The 18,088-nt window shown below is 60.5% G+C and carries 16 protein-coding genes; 9 read left to right on the forward strand and 7 right to left on the reverse strand.

Annotation, left to right across the window (positions count from 1 at the left end; genetic code table 11):
- Positions 1–9: 9 nt before the first annotated feature.
- Positions 10–858 carry a formyltetrahydrofolate deformylase gene (gene purU / locus ACA057_RS25170; protein WP_059402225.1) on the reverse strand — a complete coding sequence of 283 codons (849 nt, stop codon included), beginning with the start codon at positions 856–858 and terminating at the stop codon, positions 10–12.
- Positions 859–1,197: 339 nt separating this feature from the next.
- Here purU and mvaT point away from each other — a divergent pair, with 339 nt between their 5' ends.
- The gene (mvaT, locus tag ACA057_RS25175) at positions 1,198–1,575 is read left to right on the forward strand and encodes a histone-like nucleoid-structuring protein MvaT (protein WP_007933316.1); all 378 of its coding nucleotides are present in this window, start codon (positions 1,198–1,200) and stop codon (positions 1,573–1,575) included.
- Positions 1,576–1,675: 100 nt separating this feature from the next.
- Here mvaT and sbcB read toward each other — a convergent pair whose 3' ends face one another.
- Positions 1,676–3,106, reverse strand: a complete 1,431-nt coding sequence (sbcB, locus tag ACA057_RS25180) for an exodeoxyribonuclease I (RefSeq protein WP_497343246.1) — start codon at positions 3,104–3,106, stop codon at positions 1,676–1,678.
- Between the two features lie 185 nt (positions 3,107–3,291).
- Here sbcB and ACA057_RS25185 point away from each other — a divergent pair, with 185 nt between their 5' ends.
- The 6 genes from ACA057_RS25185 to ACA057_RS25210 are packed head-to-tail and all read left to right on the forward strand — an operon-like array spanning position 3,292 to position 10,008.
- Complete coding sequence (locus tag ACA057_RS25185) at positions 3,292–4,017, forward strand: RDD family protein (RefSeq protein WP_497343248.1); 726 nt, start codon at positions 3,292–3,294, stop codon at positions 4,015–4,017.
- Positions 4,014–4,991 carry a stage II sporulation protein M gene (locus tag ACA057_RS25190; RefSeq protein ID WP_497343250.1) on the forward strand — a complete coding sequence of 326 codons (978 nt, stop codon included), beginning with the start codon at positions 4,014–4,016 and terminating at the stop codon, positions 4,989–4,991. The genes ACA057_RS25185 and ACA057_RS25190 overlap by 4 nt, the downstream gene beginning before the upstream one ends.
- Entirely contained in the window at positions 4,978–6,522 is a 1,545-nt protein-coding gene (locus ACA057_RS25195) for a DUF4129 domain-containing protein (RefSeq protein ID WP_497343252.1), read from the forward strand. Before ACA057_RS25190 ends, ACA057_RS25195 begins: the two co-directional genes overlap by 14 nt.
- Positions 6,519–7,682, forward strand: a complete 1,164-nt coding sequence (locus ACA057_RS25200) for a DUF4350 domain-containing protein (RefSeq protein ID WP_497343254.1) — start codon at positions 6,519–6,521, stop codon at positions 7,680–7,682. Before ACA057_RS25195 ends, ACA057_RS25200 begins: the two co-directional genes overlap by 4 nt.
- The gene (locus ACA057_RS25205; RefSeq protein ID WP_401364131.1) at positions 7,679–8,680 is read left to right on the forward strand and encodes an AAA family ATPase; all 1,002 of its coding nucleotides are present in this window, start codon (positions 7,679–7,681) and stop codon (positions 8,678–8,680) included. The genes ACA057_RS25200 and ACA057_RS25205 overlap by 4 nt, the downstream gene beginning before the upstream one ends.
- Positions 8,677–10,008 (forward strand): DUF58 domain-containing protein, encoded by a 1,332-nt coding sequence (locus tag ACA057_RS25210; RefSeq protein WP_497343256.1) that lies wholly within the window; start codon positions 8,677–8,679, stop codon positions 10,006–10,008. The genes ACA057_RS25205 and ACA057_RS25210 overlap by 4 nt, the downstream gene beginning before the upstream one ends.
- Before the next feature lie 146 nt (positions 10,009–10,154).
- Here the strand turns inward: ACA057_RS25210 and ACA057_RS25215 are convergent, their stop codons facing one another.
- Entirely contained in the window at positions 10,155–10,514 is a 360-nt protein-coding gene (locus tag ACA057_RS25215; protein ID WP_401364125.1) for a PilZ domain-containing protein, read from the reverse strand.
- 234 nt (positions 10,515–10,748) lie between these two features.
- The gene (locus ACA057_RS25220; RefSeq protein WP_059402233.1) at positions 10,749–11,123 is read right to left on the reverse strand and encodes a tetratricopeptide repeat protein; all 375 of its coding nucleotides are present in this window, start codon (positions 11,121–11,123) and stop codon (positions 10,749–10,751) included.
- Between the two features lie 176 nt (positions 11,124–11,299).
- On the opposite strand from ACA057_RS25220, the gene pyk reads away from it, so the two are divergent.
- A complete protein-coding gene (pyk, locus tag ACA057_RS25225; RefSeq protein ID WP_497343259.1) occupies positions 11,300–12,751 on the forward strand; it encodes a pyruvate kinase in 1,452 nt (483 codons plus the stop codon).
- 189 nt (positions 12,752–12,940) lie between these two features.
- Here pyk and ACA057_RS25230 read toward each other — a convergent pair whose 3' ends face one another.
- From ACA057_RS25230 to ACA057_RS25240, 3 genes are all read right to left on the reverse strand, one after another.
- Positions 12,941–13,690, reverse strand: coding sequence for an enoyl-CoA hydratase-related protein (locus tag ACA057_RS25230; protein ID WP_497343261.1), 750 nt, complete (start codon positions 13,688–13,690; stop codon positions 12,941–12,943).
- A gap of 141 nt (positions 13,691–13,831) precedes the next feature.
- Positions 13,832–14,767 (reverse strand): iron-sulfur-binding ferredoxin reductase, encoded by a 936-nt coding sequence (locus ACA057_RS25235; protein WP_497343263.1) that lies wholly within the window; start codon positions 14,765–14,767, stop codon positions 13,832–13,834.
- Complete coding sequence (locus tag ACA057_RS25240; RefSeq protein ID WP_497343265.1) at positions 14,760–15,866, reverse strand: GGDEF domain-containing protein; 1,107 nt, start codon at positions 15,864–15,866, stop codon at positions 14,760–14,762. Before ACA057_RS25240 ends, ACA057_RS25235 begins: the two co-directional genes overlap by 8 nt.
- A 513-nt stretch (positions 15,867–16,379) precedes the next feature.
- Here ACA057_RS25240 and ACA057_RS25245 point away from each other — a divergent pair.
- A complete protein-coding gene (locus ACA057_RS25245) occupies positions 16,380–17,903 on the forward strand; it encodes a fumarate hydratase (protein ID WP_497343267.1) in 1,524 nt (507 codons plus the stop codon).
- Positions 17,904–18,088 lie beyond the last annotated feature (185 nt).

Genomic DNA, 18,088 nt, shown 5'->3' on the forward strand with positions numbered 1-18,088 from the left:
GTATGACTATCAGAACACCACGGTTTTATTGCCATGCACCAACACCCGGTCTTCCAGGTGATAACGCAGACCACGAGCCAACACCATCTTCTCGACATCGCGCCCGAAACGCACCATGTCTTCGATACTGTCGCTGTGGCTAACCCGTACCACGTCCTGCTCAATGATCGGACCGGCGTCCAGCTCTTCGGTCACATAGTGGCAAGTGGCGCCAATCAACTTCACACCCCGCAACGATGCCTGATGATACGGCTTGGCGCCCACGAACGATGGCAGGAAGCTGTGGTGAATGTTGATCACCTTGTGCGCATATTCGCTGCACAACTCGGGCGGCAGGATTTGCATGTAGCGGGCAAGTACCACCACCTCGGCATCGTGCTGTTTGACCAGACGCGAGACTTCGGCGAAGGCAGGTTCCTTGTCCTGCGGATTGACCGGAACGTGGTAGTAAGGAATACCGTGCCACTCAACCATGCTGCGCAAGTCGTCATGGTTGGAAATCACGCAGGAAATTTCGCAATCCAGTTCATCGCTGTGCCAGCGATGCAGTAAGTCGGCCAGGCAGTGAGACTCGCGACTCGCCATCAATACCACGCGCTTTTTCTGCTCGGTATCGGTGATGCGCCAGTTCATCGAGAACTCTTCGGCAATCGGTGCAAACGCTTCGCGAAACGCTTCGATACCGAAAGGCAGCGAATCGGCACGAATTTCGTGACGCATGAAGAACCAGCCACTGAGATTGTCCGAGTGATGGCTCGCTTCAGTGATCCAGCCGTTATGTGACGCCAGAAAGTTACTGACTTTAGCAACGATGCCGACGCGGTCCGGGCAAGCAATCACCAGCCGAAAAGTGCGCATGAGGGGGAAACTCCAGAACTTCGCAAAGGCCGCCATTCTAGCGATTGCGCAGCAAAACTGCAGTATTGATCACGCCGCACGTTGCACGAAGGGTCGACGACGCAGGTTCTGGCGGTACGCGCTGCCCGCGCGTTGGTGCTCTTTGGCCCATCTTCAAGAGCGCGATTGTCAATATTCGTGATGACTGCATGACACTTTATTTAACTGACATTCGATTGACGCCCTATTGACCGCAACTAAATTAAATAAACTTCGGTTTAATGTTTACTTGATGAAACACCCTGACTATTATTGCGGCACTGTCACCTGCCATCCAGCGCCCAACATAAGGTAGTCCTCATGTCCTTGATCAACGAATACCGCGCCACCGAAGAAGCTATCAAAGAGCTGCAAGCCCGTTTGAAGAACCTGTCCCAAGACGACAAACTGCAAACCGAGCTGGAATTCGAAGGCAAACTGCGCACCTTGATGGGCGAATACTCCAAGTCCCTGCGTGACATCATCGCGCTGTTGGATCCAGAGTCTAAAACCAAGGCTCCACGCGGCGGCGCAGTAAAAACTACCGGCACCAAACGTGCTCGTAAAGTTAAACAATACAAAAACCCGCACAACGGCGAAGTCATCGAAACCAAAGGTGGCAACCACAAGACGCTGAAAGAGTGGAAAGCCAAGTGGGGCGGTGACGTGGTTGAAGGCTGGGCTACTCTGCTGGGCTAAGCCGCAGAGCTTGTCAAAGACTTATCCGCGACAAAAAATAACGCCAGCAATAGCTGGCGTTTTTTTATGCCCGACTTTCAGGCCACGGGTATTTTCGTTTTCAAAGATTTAAACGTTTGCGTAATGCCTGGACATAATCCTGCCATTGATCAAGCACCTCTCGCTGAAACGATGTAGCAGCAACCGTCAGTTGCGCGGCAGCCTCGACAAAAGTTTCCAGGGTATTGGGTGCGCCCCATTCAGGGTCTGACAAACGTTTCTGACAGAATATTCGCCAGCGTTCTTGCTCTTCGAAACTCAACGTATCGGGGAAGTTGCGTGCGCGATATCGAAACAATAATTCAGGCAGGCGTTCATCATCGAAAGGCCATTGCTCTTGTGCTAATTGCGCAGGGTCGGACGCTCTGACTTGCTCGCATAGACGCCGATCCCGATCACCGATAAAACCGGCGTATAACTGTTGCTCGGGGTCTTGGCTCGAGGAAAAGTCCTCGCTGGCATAAATCGCCTGAACTTTATCTCGCCACACTTTTTGTGCGTCACTTAGCCGCAGCGCGCGCTCCTGATAGAGCGCCATATCGAGCCCCAGGCGTTGCTGGTCTTCAGGACGAAGTACCGACAACGGCGCCACCACCGGGCATTTGTTGATGTGGATAAGCTTGAGCGGCACCGGCAACTCGCCCTCGGCCAAGTCATCGCGACGGGTATACAACCGTTGGCGCAAGGTGTCGGCATCCAGATCGAGCAAACCCTGAGGGTCCAGGTGCAGGTCGCAGACAATCAAGGCGTTCTTGTTGCGCGGGTGCCAGGCCAGTGGCAACACCACACCGACATAGCTGCGTGCCGCCGAGAAGCGCCCGGAAATATGCACCATCGGCTGCAACAGCCGAATCTGATCCATGACCTTTTGTTTACCGCGCAATTGAAACAGCCAGTCATACAGTTTCGGCTGCTTTTGCCGAATCAGGCGCGCCAGGGCGATGGTGGCGCGAACGTCCGACAGCGCTTCGTGGGCATTGCCGTGATCAATGCCATTGGCGGCGGTCAGGCGTTCGAGTTTTAGCGTCACCCGCCCCTCTTCATCCGTCGGCCAAACGATGCCATCGGGGCGCAAGGCATAGGCCGCACGCACCACATCGATCAGGTCCCAACGGCTGTTACCGCCCTGCCACTCACGCGCATACGGGTCGAAAAAGTTTCGGTACAGGCTGTAACGGGTCATCTCGTCGTCGAAACGCAAGGTGTTGTAACCCGCGCCACAGGTGCCGGGCGCTGCGAGTTGGGCATGCACGCGGGTCATGAAATCGGCTTCACCCAGGCCTTGGTCGGCCAGAACAGCTGGCGTAATGCCGGTGATCGCGCAGGCCGCCGGATGCGGCAGGATATCCTCACTGGGTTGGCAGTAGAGATTGACCGGCTCGTCTATCTCATTGAGCTCGAAGTCAGTGCGAAGCCCGGCCATTTGCAGCGGGCGGTCGCAACGGGGGTTGATGCCAGTGGTTTCATAGTCGTACCAGAAGATAGAGGTCACGGGCTATTCCTGAACTGAAGATCGGCGAAGTCTAGGCGTTCACATCCCGCCCCGGCCAGTAGTCTTGTCATTCAATCACCTCTGGCTACTCACCGTGCAATACATAGTTATGTCGTTTTTCCCCAAGAGGCTGCTAGCATCGAACGGACAGAGAATCCCGATCAGGCCACATCATCAGGTAGCCCATGCTCGAGACCACAGCACTGCCAAGGAAAGCAACGCTGTCCCCGCCACTGGATACGCGGTATCAGGTCGAAACGCCGGAAGGCATCGACTTGCCACTGCGTCCTGCCGGGTTGATGGTTCGTGCACTGGCGTTCGCCATCGACCTGGGGTTGCGCGGGCTGATTCTCGGCCTGCTGTTTGTTGTCCTGGCGTTCCTCGGAAAACTCGGGGCCGGGCTCGGCTCGATCCTGCTGTTTGGCGTGAGTTGGTGGTACATGGTCCTGTTCGAAGTGCTCAATCAGGGGCGCTCGCCAGGTAAACAGTGGATGGGTTTGCGGGTGGTGCAGGACGATGGCACGCCGATCGGCTGGTCCGCTTCGCTGTTGCGCAACCTGCTGCGAGTGGTCGACATGTTGCCGTTCGGCTATTTCCTCGGGGCCATCAGTTGCCTGCAACACCCCAGTTTCAAGCGCCTCGGTGATCTGGCCGCCGGCACGCTGGTGATCTACCGCGAACAACCGCTCACCCGCCCGCAACTGCCCGACGCCCAACCTTTGCGCCCGGTTTTCGCCCTGAAACTGACCGAACAACGGGCCATCCTCGGATTTGCCGAACGCCAGGGTGAGCTCTCCGAAGCCAGGGTCAGGGAGCTCGCCGCCATCCTCGCTGAACCACTGCACGTTCCCGCACCACGGGCGGTCGCTGAACTCAATGGCATCGCCCGCGGCTTGTTGGGCCCCGCATGAAGCAAAGTCTTTTCGAGAATCGCCACAAGGCCGAATGGGAGCGGTTTTCCCTGCTGCTTGAACGGCTGGAACAGGGTAAGGACGCCTCGCACGCCGGCAGTTTTCCCAGTGACTATCGGCGTCTTTGCCAACACCTGGCGCTGGCCCAGGAGCGCGGTTACAGCAGTTTTCTGATCGATTCGTTGCAACAGCAAGTGCTGCGCGGGCACCAACAGCTTTATCGGCATCGCAGCCGGCTGGGTGCCCATGTGCTGGGTTTCATCCTGGCCGACTTCCCGCGACTGGTGCGTGAGCAGTGGCGTTTCGTGCTTGCCGCCAGCCTGATGTTTTTTGGCAGCCTGATCGGCTTCGCGCTGCTGGTGTATCTGTTCCCGGACCTGGTCTACAACCTGATCCCGGCCGAGCAGGTCAGCGAAATGCAGGGCATGTACGACCCTGATGCCGGGCACCTCGGGCGCTCGGTAGAACGGGCCGCCAGTGAAGACTGGGTGATGTTCGGTTACTACATCATGCACAACATCGGCATTGCTTTTCAGACCTTCGCCAGCGGTTTGCTGTTTGGCCTGGGCAGCGCGTTTTTCCTGCTCTTCAACGGCTTGATGATCGGTGCGGTTGCCGGGCATCTGACACACATCGGCTACGGACAAACGTTCTGGTCATTCGTGATCGGCCACGGCGCCTTTGAACTGAGCGCCATTGCCCTCGCGGGGGCCGCCGGCCTGCAACTGGGTTGGGCGTTGATTGCCCCTGGCCGTCTGCGCCGAGCCGAAGCCTTGCGATTGGCGGCGCGCAAGAGCGTGCTGCTGATTTGCGGGGTGATGCTGTTTCTGCTGATTGCCGCGTTTATCGAAGCCTACTGGTCGTCCATGACCGGCCCTGCGCCCATGACAAAATACGTGGTCGGCGCGACGCTGTGGTTGTTGGTGATTGCCTATTTGCTGTTTGCCGGACGAACCCGCCATGCGCCTGAGTGACGCCAGTGTGGTCATTCGCCCGCGCCCGACCTGGGAAGCCATGGACCTGGGCGTGCTGCTGAGCCAGCGGCACCGACGCCTGTTGATGACCAGTTGGGCCACCGTGACCTTGCCGGTTTTCGCCCTGCTCAGCGTGATGCTGTGGGATTCACCGTCCCTCGCGGTGTTTATCTTCTGGTGGCTGAAACCGGCGTTCGACCGCCTGCCGCTGTACATCCTGTCCAAAGCCATGTTCGGTGAAACGCCCACATTGAAACAGGCGTTGCTTGAATGGCCGCGGCTGCTCAGGCCGCAATTGTTGGCCAGCCTGACCTGGCGACGATTGAGCCCGAGCCGCAGTTTCCTGATGCCAGTGGTGCAGCTCGAAGGCCTGAGTGGCGAGGCACGTCAACAGCGTTTGCAGGTGTTGTTGCAGCGTGACGCCGGTGCCTCGCGATGGCTGACGATCATCGGCGTGCACCTGGAAAGCGCGTTGTGGATTGGTTTGATGGTGCTGTTCTATTTGCTCTTGCCGCAACAGGTCGAACTCGACTGGAGCTGGCAGACCCTGATCACCGCCGCCACACAAGACTGGCGCTGGCTGGAACACCTGACCAACGCCTTCTACGCACTGGTGCTGGTGGTATGGGAACCGATTTACGTGGCCTGCGGCTTCAGCCTTTACCTGAACCGCCGGACGGTGCTGGAAGCCTGGGATATCGAACTGGTGTTCCGCCGCCTGCGCCAACGCTTGAGCGGTGCCGGTCTGGCCCTGCTGCTGGCAGTGTTCCTGCTGACGCCCACGGCGCCAACCGCCTGGGCCGCCGAGCCGGTCATTTCACCCGACAGCCCGCGCCTGCTGGACCAGCCACTGACCAGCCAGGCGTCCCGGGACAGCATCAAGGCAATCGTCGACCAGCCGCCGTTCAAGAACAAGGAAACGGTCACGCGCTATCGTTTTGGTGAAGAACAGTCGGCCGCCGAAGGAGCAGGCGAAAGCGAAACGCCCGATTGGCTGAAGGCACTGTTCAAGCTGTTGAACAGCCAACACTTCGGCACATTGGCCACGCTGATCGAGGCCATGTTGTGGGGGACCGTGATCGCGGCCATTGGACTGTTGTTCTGGTATTACCGTGACTGGTTGCAGGCCTTTGTCAGCCGTCGACCCGTCCTGAACCGCACAATTTCCCGACCGTTGCCGCAGCAGGCTTTTGGCCTGGACCTCAATCGCGAAACCCTGCCCGCCGACATCGCCGCCAGCGCCGAACGCCTCTGGCAGTCCAACCCTCGCGAGGCGCTCGGGTTGCTCTATCGTGCCCTGCTCAGCCACTTGTTGCATGACTTCAATATTGCGCTGAAAGCCGCCGACACCGAAGGCCAGGTGCTGGCGCGCGTCGAGCAATTGCAGCAACCGGCCTTGCTGGCGTTCAGCAAGAACCTGACCGGGCACTGGCAGAACATGGCCTACGGGCATCGTCTGCCACCCGCGCATCTGCAACAGGAACTCTGTGACGGCTGGCGTGCCTTGTTCGGCTCGGGAGCCGTCCGATGAACCGGCAGAGGTGGCAGGCGGCCGGCGTGTTCATCGCCGTGCTGTTGGGCGCGTTGAGTGTTTATCTGTACCTCAACGCCACGCCTTATCAGGCAGAAGTCGATCACGGCCCCGCCCCCGAAGCCCAGGCCAATCCTTATCTGGCCGCCGAGCACTTTCTACGCAAACAGGGCCTGGACGTCAGCCATGCCAACAGCCTGGATATCCTGCCGACCCTGGAGCCGCATCAACACAGTCTGTTGTTGCTCGGGGACCGCTACAACATGACACCACGGCAGATTGATCAGGTGATGAACTGGACTCGTGCGGGCGGGCGGGTTTTGTTTGTCGCCCAATCGCTGTGGGATGAAAAGACCGGCCAGAGTAACGATTTGCTGCTCGACCGGGTGCAGTTGCACCAGTCGTTGAGCAAAGACCTGCGGGACCCGCCGCCCGACATCCTCGATGATCCCTACCCGAAACTGACCAAGCTGTACCTTGAAGATGAACTCGCGCCGGCCTACGCCAGCTTCGACACCGCGTTCCATCTTGAAGACCCGAAAAACCTGGCCCAGGCCTGGGCCAACAGCGGCAAGGCCACGCACATGATGCAGCTGAACCACGGGCTCGGCTCGATCATCGTGGTGACCGACGCCGACCTGTGGAAAACCCCGGCGATCGACCAATACGACAACGCCTGGCTGCTCTGGTACCTGACCGCCGACACCAAGGTCACCCTGCTGTTCAACAGCCATTACGACAGCCTGCTGACGTTGCTGCTGCGCTATTTCCCCCAGGCGTTGATCGCACTTGTCGCCCTGATCGGTCTTGGGTTTTGGCGTGTCGGCGTGCGCCACGGCCCTGTGCAGGAACCGGCCCAAAGGGCGCGCCGGCAACTTCAGGAACACCTGCGCGCCAGCGCCGATTTCATGTTGCGCCGCAAGGGCCAGGGCAACCTGCTGCACGCCTTGCAACAAGACATCCTGCGCCGCGTGCGGCACCGTCATCCCGGTTTTGAACAACTCGGCGTTGCCGAACAATGGTTGGTGCTCGCACGCCTGACCGGCCAACCCACACGTGCCATCAGCCAGGCCATGAGCCCGCGACCGAAGCAGCGGCTTTCCAGCGTTGAATTCAGCCGTCTGGTCGCCCACCTGCAAACCTTGAGGAACGCCTTATGAGTCAACAGATCGAGCCCGGCGCACCGAGTCACGCCGTGCAGCAACGCCAGCGCGCCAGTCAATTGGCCCAGGCCGTGCGCCTCGAATTGCAAAAAGCCTTGATCGGCCAGGACTCGGTTATCGACGATGTCCTTACGGCACTGATCGCCGGGGGGCACGTGCTGCTCGAAGGCGTCCCGGGACTGGGCAAGACGTTGCTGGTTCGAGCCTTGGCGCGTTGCTTCGGCGGCGAGTTCGCGCGCATCCAGTTCACCCCGGACCTGATGCCCAGCGACGTCACCGGCCATGCGGTGTACGACTTGCAGACCGAGCAATTCAAACTGCGCAAAGGTCCGCTGTTCACCAACCTGTTGCTGGCCGACGAAATCAACCGCGCCCCCGCAAAGACCCAGGCCGCCCTGCTCGAAGCCATGCAGGAACGCCAGGTCACCCTCGAAGGCCGCGCCTTGCCGATCGTGCAACCGTTCATGGTGCTCGCCACGCAAAACCCGATTGAACAGGAAGGCACTTACCCGCTGCCGGAAGCCGAACTCGACCGCTTCATGCTCAAGGTCCGCATGGACTACCCCGATGCGGATCAGGAGGTGGACATGGTGCGTCAGGTCAGCCGCTCGACCAGGGCCGACATGCTCGATGTTCAACCGCTGCGCACGGTATTGCAGGCCAAGGATGTGCTGGCCCTGCAACGCATCGCCAGCGATTTGCCGCTGGACGACCAAGTGCTCGATTACGCCGTGCGCCTGGCCCGCACCACTCGCAGCTGGCCAGGCCTGACCCTTGGCGCCGGGCCTCGGGCCTCCATCGCCCTGGTGCGCTGCGCCCGGGCACGTGCTTTGTTGCGCGGTGGTGAATTCGTGATTCCGGATGACATCAAAGGCTGCGCATTGGCGGTGCTGCGCCATCGTGTGCGCATTGCGCCGGAGCTGGATATCGAAGGGCTGGAAGTCGATCACGTTCTGCGCCAACTGCTCGATCAAGTGCCGGCGCCGCGCCTGTGAAACCGTCACGCCTGCTGCTGATCTGGTTAGCCACGCTGCTGGCCATCGGCATCGTGTCGGGCACATTAAGGGCACTGGACATCGCGCTTCCACCGAGCCTGATGTCGATCAACTGGGGATTACTACTGGCGCTGCTCGCGTTGGCGATACTTGACGCCATTCGCCTCAAACGCCTGCCCTCTCCCCGCGTACACCGACAGATGCCGGGCAGCCTGGCGCTCGGTCGCTGGAGCGACGTGCGGCTGGAGGTTGAACATGATTTCCAGCAGCCACTGAACATTGAGGTCTTCGACCATGTGCCGGAGGGTCTGAGCTTCGAAAACCTGCCACTGTCGGTCGAGCTTCAGCCCGGTCAGCGCAGCCTGATCAACTATCGCCTGCGCCCGCTCAAGCGCGGCCACTTCAGCTTCGAGTGCTGTGAAATCAGTTTGCCGAGCCCATTAGGCCTGTGGTCCGACAAACGTCTGTCAAACGTGACCGACCACACCCGCGTCTACCCCGACTTCGCCCGCCTCTATGGCGGACAGCTGCTGGCCGTAGACAATTGGCTCAACCAACTCGGCGTGCGCCAGCAACAGCGACGTGGCCTGGGCCTGGAGTTTCATCAGCTACGGGAATTTCGCGAGGGCGACAGCCTGCGCCAGATCGACTGGAAAGCCACCGCTCGCCAGCGCACCCCCATTGCCCGGGAATATCAGGACGAGCGCGACCAGCAGATCGTTTTCATGCTCGACTGCGGCCGGCACATGCGCAGTCAGGACAGTGAGCTGGCGCATTTCGATCACGCGCTGAATGCCTGCCTGCTGCTCAGCTATATCGCCTTGCGCCAGGGTGATGCCGTCGGCTTGAGCACCTTTGCAGTCGAGCAACCGCGCTACCTCGCCCCGGTAAAAGGCACCGGGCAACTCAATGTATTGCTCAACACGGTCTATGACCTGAAAAGCACCCAGCGCAGCGCCGACTATCAGGCGGCAACCACCCAACTGCTGGCGCGACAGAAACGCCGGGCCCTGGTGGTGCTGGTGACCAACCTGCGGGACGAAGACGACGATGAACTGCTCACCGCCGTTAAACGCCTGAGCAAGCAACATCGGGTGCTGGTGGCCAGCCTGCGCGAAGAGGTGCTCGACCGGCTACGCCAGACCCCGGTGCAAACGCTGCCTGAGGCGCTGACTTATTGCGGGACGGTGGATTACTTGAATGCACGGGCCGAACTGCACGAGCGATTGAATGCGCATGGCGTGGCCGTGCTGGATGCCACCACCCGCGAACTGGGCGCCACGCTGGTCACGCGTTATCTGGAATGGAAAAAGGCCGGGGTGTTTTAGACTGTCCGGGTTAGCGTTGTTTGAAATGACGCCTTCGCGAGCAAGCCCGCCCCCACATTGGATCTACTGCGTACATAAATTTTGTGCTCAACATCGATCAAATGTGGGACTTGCTCGCGAAGGCGATCGTCAAGGCACCGCTGATCTCAGGCAGACGCAGGCAACGGCTGAAAACTGAAGTACTGCTTCAGCGCATCCACCAATTGACCATATTCCGGGGGCGCCTGTTGCAGGCTGAAGCCGGCGTCATAGTGGTTGGGGGTTGCGTCTTCATGGCACCACAGGCAACACGCCCGCAGATCGATGACCTGCAGGATGCCGTCGCTGGCCGGGATTTTCAGGCGCAAATCGAAATCGGCGCCGATCATCATCGGCAACTGGCTGATGAGCATCAATCCGTGCTCGGAAACGTTGCCCAGATAACCAATCGGTTTATCGGTGACGCTGTTGAACACTTTCAGAAAATACGGCAGTTGATGCCGCTCGATCCGGCGGTCGGTAAACATGCTGAATTCGCTACGCAAGGCCCTTAAGCAGGACCGCACTAATGCTTCGGAACGAGCCTGCATCAACGATGCGGGCCGCTCTCCCCGATCCCGGTGCGACAGTCCAACAAACCGCCGTCGCTGACTTCTGCCAGTCTCAGGTATTACGTCGGTTTAGAAACAATGCTCTAAAAACGATTTATTCGACTATAGCTCACCCCCGCCGGTCGGCCAGCGAATGAATGAGAACAGCAGTCAAAACCGGGTCGGGCGCACGACAGCGGCGGAACGTAACGGGTAATGACCCAGGCTCTGCAGCGTCTCCAGGCGCGCACGGGCACGATAGGCGTATTCGCTTTGCGGGTACGACGCGATGATGAATTGATACGTCTGGGCCGCATCGACAAACAGCTTCTGCCGTTCCAGGCACAAACCGCGCAACATCGACACTTCCGGCCATACATAAGGCCGCGCACGGCTGGCGCGTTCGACTTTGGACAGTTCGAGTGTCACCTGCTCGCAATTGCCTCGATCGTAAGCGCTGTAGGCATTGTTCAAATGATGGTTCATCGAGAAACGGGTGCAGCCCGTGACACTGAGGGCAAGGGCGGCAATGAGCACGAATCGCATGGGGGGGATCTCCTGTCTTGAGCTCTGTATCGACCCGTTGGCGGAAATCTTCAGGACGCTTGTAAAACGAAAGTCGCGCGTTTCAAACAAACAACGAATAAGTAGTGCAAACGAACAATGACTACAACTTCGGACCATAGTAGCCTCACTCAGCGCTTGAACTCAGGAGTCTATGCATGTCCGTCCGTCGCACCAAAATCGTCGCTACCCTTGGCCCGGCCAGTAACTCGCCGGAAGTTCTCGAACAGCTGATTCTGGCTGGCCTGGACGTCGCCCGCCTGAACTTCTCCCACGGCACCCCCGACGAGCACAAGGCTCGCGCGAAGCTGGTGCGTGACCTGGCTGCCAAGCACGGCCGCTTCGTTGCCCTGCTGGGTGACCTGCAAGGCCCGAAAATCCGTATCGCCAAATTCGCCAGCAAGAAGATCGAGCTGAAGATCGGTGATCAATTCACCTTCTCCACCAGCCATCCTCTGACCGAAGGCAACCAGCAAGTGGTCGGCATCGACTACCCGGACCTGGTCAAAGACTGCGGCGTGGGCGACGAGCTGCTGCTCGACGACGGCCGCGTGGTGATGCGCGTCGATACCGCCACGGCCACCGAACTGCATTGCACCGTACTGATCGGCGGTCCGCTGTCGGACCATAAAGGCATCAACCGTCGCGGTGGCGGCCTGACTGCACCGGCCCTGACCGAGAAAGACAAGGCCGACATCAAGCTCGCTGCTGAAATGGAAGTCGATTACCTCGCGGTATCCTTCCCGCGTGATGCCGCCGACATGGAATACGCCCGTCAACTGCGCGACGAAGCCGGCGGTACTGCCTGGCTGGTGGCGAAGATCGAACGTGCCGAAGCCGTGGCCGACGACGAAACCCTCGACGGCCTGATCAAGGCCTCCGACGCGGTGATGGTTGCCCGTGGTGACCTCGGTGTGGAAATCGGCGACGCCGAGCTGGTGGGCATTCAGAAGAAAATCATTCTGCACGCACGCCGCCACAACAAGGCGGTGATCGTCGCGACCCAGATGATGGAGTCGATGATCCAGAACCCGATGCCGACCCGCGCCGAAGTGTCCGACGTGGCCAACGCCGTGCTCGACTACACCGACGCCGTGATGCTTTCGGCTGAAAGTGCTGCCGGCCTGTACCCGCTGGAAGCTGTGCAAGCCATGGCGCGTATCTGCATCGGCGCTGAAAAGCACCCGACCAGCAAGACCTCCAGCCACCGCATCGGCAAGGAATTCCAGCGCTGCGACGAGAGCATTGCACTGGCGACCATGTACACCGCCAACCACTTCCCGGGCGTGAAGGCGATTATCGCCCTGACCGAAAGTGGCTACACCCCGCTGATCATGTCGCGCATCCGTTCCTCGGTGCCGATCTACGCGTTCACGCCACACCGCGAAGCCCAGGCTCGTGCGGCGATGTTCCGTGGCGTGTACACCATCCCGTTCGACCCGGCTTCGTTGGCACCGAACGAAGTCAGCCAGAAGGCTATCGACGAGCTGGTCAAGCGCGGCGTGGTTGAGAAAGGCGACTGGGTCATCCTGACCAAGGGTGACAGCTACCACACCACCGGCGGCACCAACGGGATGAAAATCCTGCACGTTGGCGACCCGATGGTCTGAGTGATCGACCGCTGAAAACAAAAGCCCCGCCCTGTGAATGGCGGGGCTTTTTTCATTCTGAATCCAGAAAACCTGTTGCCTGATCCAACCCTGTCGCCAGCAGGCTAGCTCCCACATTGGAATAGTGGGAACACTGTCCCTTGTGGGAGCCAGCCTGCTGGCGATGGGGCCGGTACGGTCAGCGAAAATTCAGTGCCGCTTGATGAACCCGGTCAACGCCGCCACCGCTTCCGGAGAACGCAGCCGCTGGGTGAACAGTGCAGCCTCTTCTTCAATGGCCTTGCGCAGCGGCTCGCGGTCCGGGGCTTTCATCAATTGTTTGCTGATGCGCACCGCCTCCGCCGGCAGCGTCTCGAACCGCAACGCCATCTCCCGCGCCTTGGCCAACGCCGCTTCACCACTGCTCAACGCTTCGGTCGCGATGCCCCACGCGGCCGCCTGTTCACCACTGAAACCTTCGCCGAGCAGCAACAGTTCCGCCGCTTTGGCGTGGCCGAGCAAACGCGGCAGGATCAGGCTGGAACCGAACTCCGGGCAGAGCCCAAGGTTGACGAACGGCATGCGTAGGCGCGCGTCCGTGCTGACATACACCAGATCGCAATGCAGCAGCAGCGTCGTGCCAATGCCCACCGCGGCACCGGCCACGGCGGCGATCACCGGTTTGCGGCATTCAAGCAGCGTCAGCATGAACTGAAACACCGGGCTGTCGAGGTCGCTCGGTGGTTGTTGAAGGAAATCGGCGATGTCGTTGCCCGCGGTGAAGCACTCGCTTGAACCGGTGATCAGCACCGCGTTGATTTCAGAATCGGTATCCGCCTGCTTCAACGCTTCAGCCAGATGGCTGTACATGGCGCGGGTCAGGGCGTTTTTCTTGTCGGGGCGGTTCAGGCGCAGGGTCAGCAGGCCCCGTTCGCGCTCAACAGTGATGGCATCGGTCATGGCAGGTCTCAGCGAGGTCAGAAGACTTCATTGTGGCGAGCGAGCTTGCTCGCGCCAGGCTGCGCAGCGGCCCCAAAAACGTGTGAGCGCTGCGCACTCAAGCGCGAGCAAGCTCGCTCGCCACAACAGCGGTTTCAGCGCTCAACCGCGAGGCAGGAAGACATCGGCCAGCAGTTGATTGCGCGGCAGTCCCGCCAGGTACAGGCGCCGGGCAAAGGCGTCGACGCTGTCGGGGGCCCCGCAGAGTAAGGCTTGGGTTTGCCGGGAAACAAGCCGCAGTTGTGCCAAAGCGTCTGGCAACTCGGCCGGCGTCCACAGCTCAATGCTCAGGTTGGGGCGGCTCGCGGCCATGGCTTGCAGGGGTTTGGCCAGGTAATGCTCCTCGGCATCATGGGCCAGGTGAATCACGCGGATAGCGCCTTGGTGATCCTGGCGCAGTGCTTCGCGCAGGACGCCGAACAACGGCCCCAATCCAGTACCGGCGGCCATGAGCCAGAGTGGTCGGGTGTGCCAGTCCGCGTCGTAATGCAGGGCGCCGCCGCGCAACTCGCCGAGGCGGATCGCATCGCCGATCTTGAAGTGCCGGGCAGCATCGCTGAACGCTCCCGATTGGCGACAATCGAGATGGAATTCCAGAAATCGGTCGTCGTCCGGCAGGCTGGCCAGGGAATACGGCCGGGCCACGAGGCCCGCCCACAACACCAGATGTTGCCCGGCGCTGTAGCGCAACGGACGCTGCGGGGCCAGGCGCAAACGCAACACGCTGGCGCTCAGCCAATCGACCGCCGCCACCTCGGCCGGGCGACCGTCCTGTTGCGGGTCGAAGGTGTGAATCTGCAAATCCTCGACCACCTGGCACTGGCACGCCAGGCGCCAACCTTGCTGACGCTGTTCAGCGCTCAAGGCATCGGGACGGCTGTCGTTTGGCAGCCCTTGCACACACTGCACCAGGCACGCATGGCAACTGCCGGCGCGACAACTGTAAGGCACCGATACGCCATTCTGATTCAGTGCATCGAGCAGGTTGCTGCCCGCCGCCACCGACCATTGGCGCTCGCCGACGCGCAGCTCAGGCATCGACGTTCTCCCACGCCGCCGCGCAACGATTGCGGCCGTCACGCTTGGCCCGATAGAGCGCCTGATCAGCCCGCTGCAAGGCGTCGTCGAGGTCGTCGCCCAACTCCAGCAACGTCATGCCCGCCGACAGACTGAGATGGTTGACATCCAGGCCGATCAGCTCGACATCGGTGAAGGCAATGCGCAGCCGCTCGCAGCACGAAGTCAGGCGTTCGGCGTTGCAGTCGGGCAACAGCACCACGAACTCTTCACCGCCGTAGCGGGCCAGAACATCACCTTCGCGCAAGCAAGCGGTGGCCACGGCGGCAAAGGCTTGCAGCACCTGATCGCCGGCGGCATGGCCGTGCACATCGTTGATGCGCTTGAAATGGTCGAGGTCGATCAGCGCCAGGCCGTGCACTACATCGGCGTCCATGGCGTTGAGCTCGCGGGAGGCCAGGCGCAGGAAATGCCGGCGATTGAACAGCCCGGTCAGCTCGTCGGTGGCGACCAGGTCTTCGAGCTGGCGCATCATGCCGCGCAACGTGTCCTGGTGCGCCTGCAAAGCAAAACGCCGCTGCCGCATGCGTTGTCGCGAAGCCTGGACGTAACGGGCATACAGCTCCAGCCAGACCAGCACGATGAACAGCACGCACGCCTGCAACGCCGCCAGCGCCGGGTCGAGCAACTGGAAGTGGTAGCCCTCCCACAGCGTGATCGCGCTGAAACTGAAGAACACCAGCAATGCACAACGCAGGAAGGCCCGGCGCGACAGGTGGAACAGGCCGAACAGCAGAATCAGCACGTAGAACACCAGAAACGCGCCACGGGCCTCGTCGAGGTTGGCGATCAGCCAGGTTTGCCAGCCCAGGCCCAGCAACACCTGGACTTCGGTCAGGCTGGGGTCGGAAAAACGTAAATTGCAGCCGCTGTAAAACACGACAAACAAGGCGCCCTGGCTGATGACGACCAGTGCACTGCCGACGGCCACGCTGGCCAGCGGTTGATCGTAATGCCCGGTAAAAAACGCCAGCCACAGTAGCAGCAAGGCCAGGGCGTAGGTGCCGGCTGCGAGGGCAAAGCGTTTGAGCAAAAGGCGCTGGATAGCGTTATGGGTCAATCGTTGACTCACCGTGCGAAAGGAGACCGTCAGAGTGTCCTACTCTACAGGCCGGATGCCACTTTAGTGGCGCGACCGATAAATGACCATTCAATTTTCAGGGCGAAAAAACTGCCGGCACAACCATGACCCGGATTTCCGCAAATTTTCACATAAACCTGTGGGAGCGGGCTTGCCCGCGATGGGGCCATCACCTTCACCCTTTATGTCGAATGCTGGACCGCCATCGCGGGCAAGCCCGCTCCCACAGGTTTCATCGGCGTCGCCGGCATATGCGACCAACGATTGACTGCCAGCGGGTGTTTACGGCACCGAGGCGCGTTATACTGCCGCGCCTTTTTAGCGTCGCGCCAGCATGCCCGGCGTGCCTTGTGACCCTGAGGGTCAGCTTCAAGCCTCAAGCTTCAAGCGGCAAGTTCAGAGCAGACCGCGTACTGCTTCAGCTTGCCGCTTGCAGCTTATGGCTTGAAGCTGCCCCATAGAATGTTCCCGTCTTTTAGAGGAGCGCGACTCATGACCGTGATCAAGCAAGACGACCTGATTCAGAGCGTTGCCGACGCCCTGCAGTTCATTTCCTATTACCACCCCGTTGACTTCATCCAGGCGATGCACGAGGCCTACCTGCGTGAAGAATCGCCGGCAGCCCGCGATTCGATGGCGCAGATCCTGATCAACTCGCGCATGTGCGCCACCGGCCACCGCCCGATCTGCCAGGACACCGGCATCGTGACGGTGTTCGTCCGTGTGGGCATGGACGTGCGTTGGGATGGCGCCACCATGGGCCTGGACGACATGATCAACGAAGGCGTGCGCCGGGCTTACAACCTGCCGGAAAACGTCCTGCGTGCCTCGATCCTCGCCGACCCGGCGGGCGCTCGCAAGAACACCAAGGACAACACCCCGGCCGTTATCCACTACTCCATCGTTCCGGGTAACACCGTGGAAGTGGACGTGGCAGCCAAGGGCGGCGGTTCCGAGAACAAGTCGAAGATGGCCATGCTCAACCCGTCCGACTCGATCGTCGACTGGGTGTTGAAGACCGTTCCGACCATGGGCGCCGGCTGGTGCCCACCGGGCATGCTTGGCATCGGCATCGGCGGCACCGCCGAGAAAGCGGCGGTCATGGCCAAGGAAGTGTTGATGGAATCCATCGACATCCACGAGCTGAAAAAGCGCGGCCCGTCCAATCGTATCGAAGAGATGCGCCTGGAGCTGTTCGAGAAGGTCAACCAACTGGGCATCGGCGCCCAGGGCCTGGGTGGCCTGACCACCGTGCTCGACGTGAAGATCATGGATTACCCGACCCACGCCGCTTCGTTGCCGGTGTGCATGATCCCGAACTGCGCCGCCACCCGTCACGCGCACTTCGTGCTCGACGGTTCCGGCCCGGCCTCGCTGGAAGCGCCACCGCTGGACGCCTACCCGGAAATCGTCTGGGAAGCCGGTCCGTCGGCTCGCCGTGTCAACCTCGACACCCTGACCCCGGAAGATGTGCAGAGCTGGAAGCCGGGCGAAACCGTCCTGCTCAACGGCAAGATGCTCACCGGTCGCGACGCGGCGCACAAGCGCATGGTCGAGATGCTGAACAAGGGTGAAACCTTGCCGGTGGACCTCAACGGTCGATTCATCTACTACGTCGGCCCGGTTGATCCGGTGCGCGAAGAAGTGGTGGGCCCTGCCGGTCCGACCACCGCGACGCGGATGGACAAGTTCACTCGTCAGATCCTCGAGCAAACCGGCCTGTTGGGCATGATCGGCAAATCCGAGCGCGGCCCGACCGCGATCGAAGCGATCAAGGACCACAAAGCCGTGTACCTGATGGCTGTCGGCGGCGCGGCTTACCTGGTGGCACAAGCCATCAAGAAATCCCGCGTGGTGGCTTTCGCCGAACTGGGCATGGAAGCGATCTACGAGTTCGACGTCAAGGACATGCCAGTCACTGTCGCAGTCGACAGCAAAGGCGAGTCGGTCCACATCACCGGTCCTGCCATCTGGCAGAAAAAGATCAGTGAAAGCCTGGCGGTAGAAGTGCAGTAAGCGCTTCGATCCATCCAGCAAAGGCGACAGGGGAATTCTCCTGTCGCCTTTTTTATTGCCACCTATACCCTGTAGGAGCGAGCTCGCTCGCGATGGAGTGTCAGTCGACACCTGTTTAGCTGACACACCTTCGCGAGCAAGCTCGCTCCTACAAGGGGACATGTTATGGTGCGGCCCCCTGTAAT

The organism is Pseudomonas sp. LBUM1661 (genome assembly GCF_059695925.1).

Bases quoted from the DNA above. Each gene is read 5' to 3' on its own strand.
- purU (WP_059402225.1), bottom strand. From the start codon at position 858: ATGCGCACTTTTCGGCTGGTGATTGCTTGCCCGGACCGCGTCGGCATC.
- mvaT (WP_007933316.1), top strand. From the start codon at position 1,198: ATGTCCTTGATCAACGAATACCGCGCCACCGAAGAAGCTATCAAAGAG.
- ACA057_RS25185 (WP_497343248.1), top strand. From the start codon at position 3,292: ATGCTCGAGACCACAGCACTGCCAAGGAAAGCAACGCTGTCCCCGCCA.
- ACA057_RS25190 (WP_497343250.1), top strand. From the start codon at position 4,014: ATGAAGCAAAGTCTTTTCGAGAATCGCCACAAGGCCGAATGGGAGCGG.
- ACA057_RS25195 (WP_497343252.1), top strand. From the start codon at position 4,978: ATGCGCCTGAGTGACGCCAGTGTGGTCATTCGCCCGCGCCCGACCTGG.
- ACA057_RS25200 (WP_497343254.1), top strand. From the start codon at position 6,519: ATGAACCGGCAGAGGTGGCAGGCGGCCGGCGTGTTCATCGCCGTGCTG.
- ACA057_RS25205 (WP_401364131.1), top strand. From the start codon at position 7,679: ATGAGTCAACAGATCGAGCCCGGCGCACCGAGTCACGCCGTGCAGCAA.
- ACA057_RS25215 (WP_401364125.1), bottom strand. From the start codon at position 10,514: ATGTTTACCGACCGCCGGATCGAGCGGCATCAACTGCCGTATTTTCTG.
- ACA057_RS25220 (WP_059402233.1), bottom strand. From the start codon at position 11,123: ATGCGATTCGTGCTCATTGCCGCCCTTGCCCTCAGTGTCACGGGCTGC.
- pyk (WP_497343259.1), top strand. From the start codon at position 11,300: ATGTCCGTCCGTCGCACCAAAATCGTCGCTACCCTTGGCCCGGCCAGT.
- ACA057_RS25230 (WP_497343261.1), bottom strand. From the start codon at position 13,690: ATGACCGATGCCATCACTGTTGAGCGCGAACGGGGCCTGCTGACCCTG.
- ACA057_RS25235 (WP_497343263.1), bottom strand. From the start codon at position 14,767: ATGCCTGAGCTGCGCGTCGGCGAGCGCCAATGGTCGGTGGCGGCGGGC.
- ACA057_RS25245 (WP_497343267.1), top strand. From the start codon at position 16,380: ATGACCGTGATCAAGCAAGACGACCTGATTCAGAGCGTTGCCGACGCC.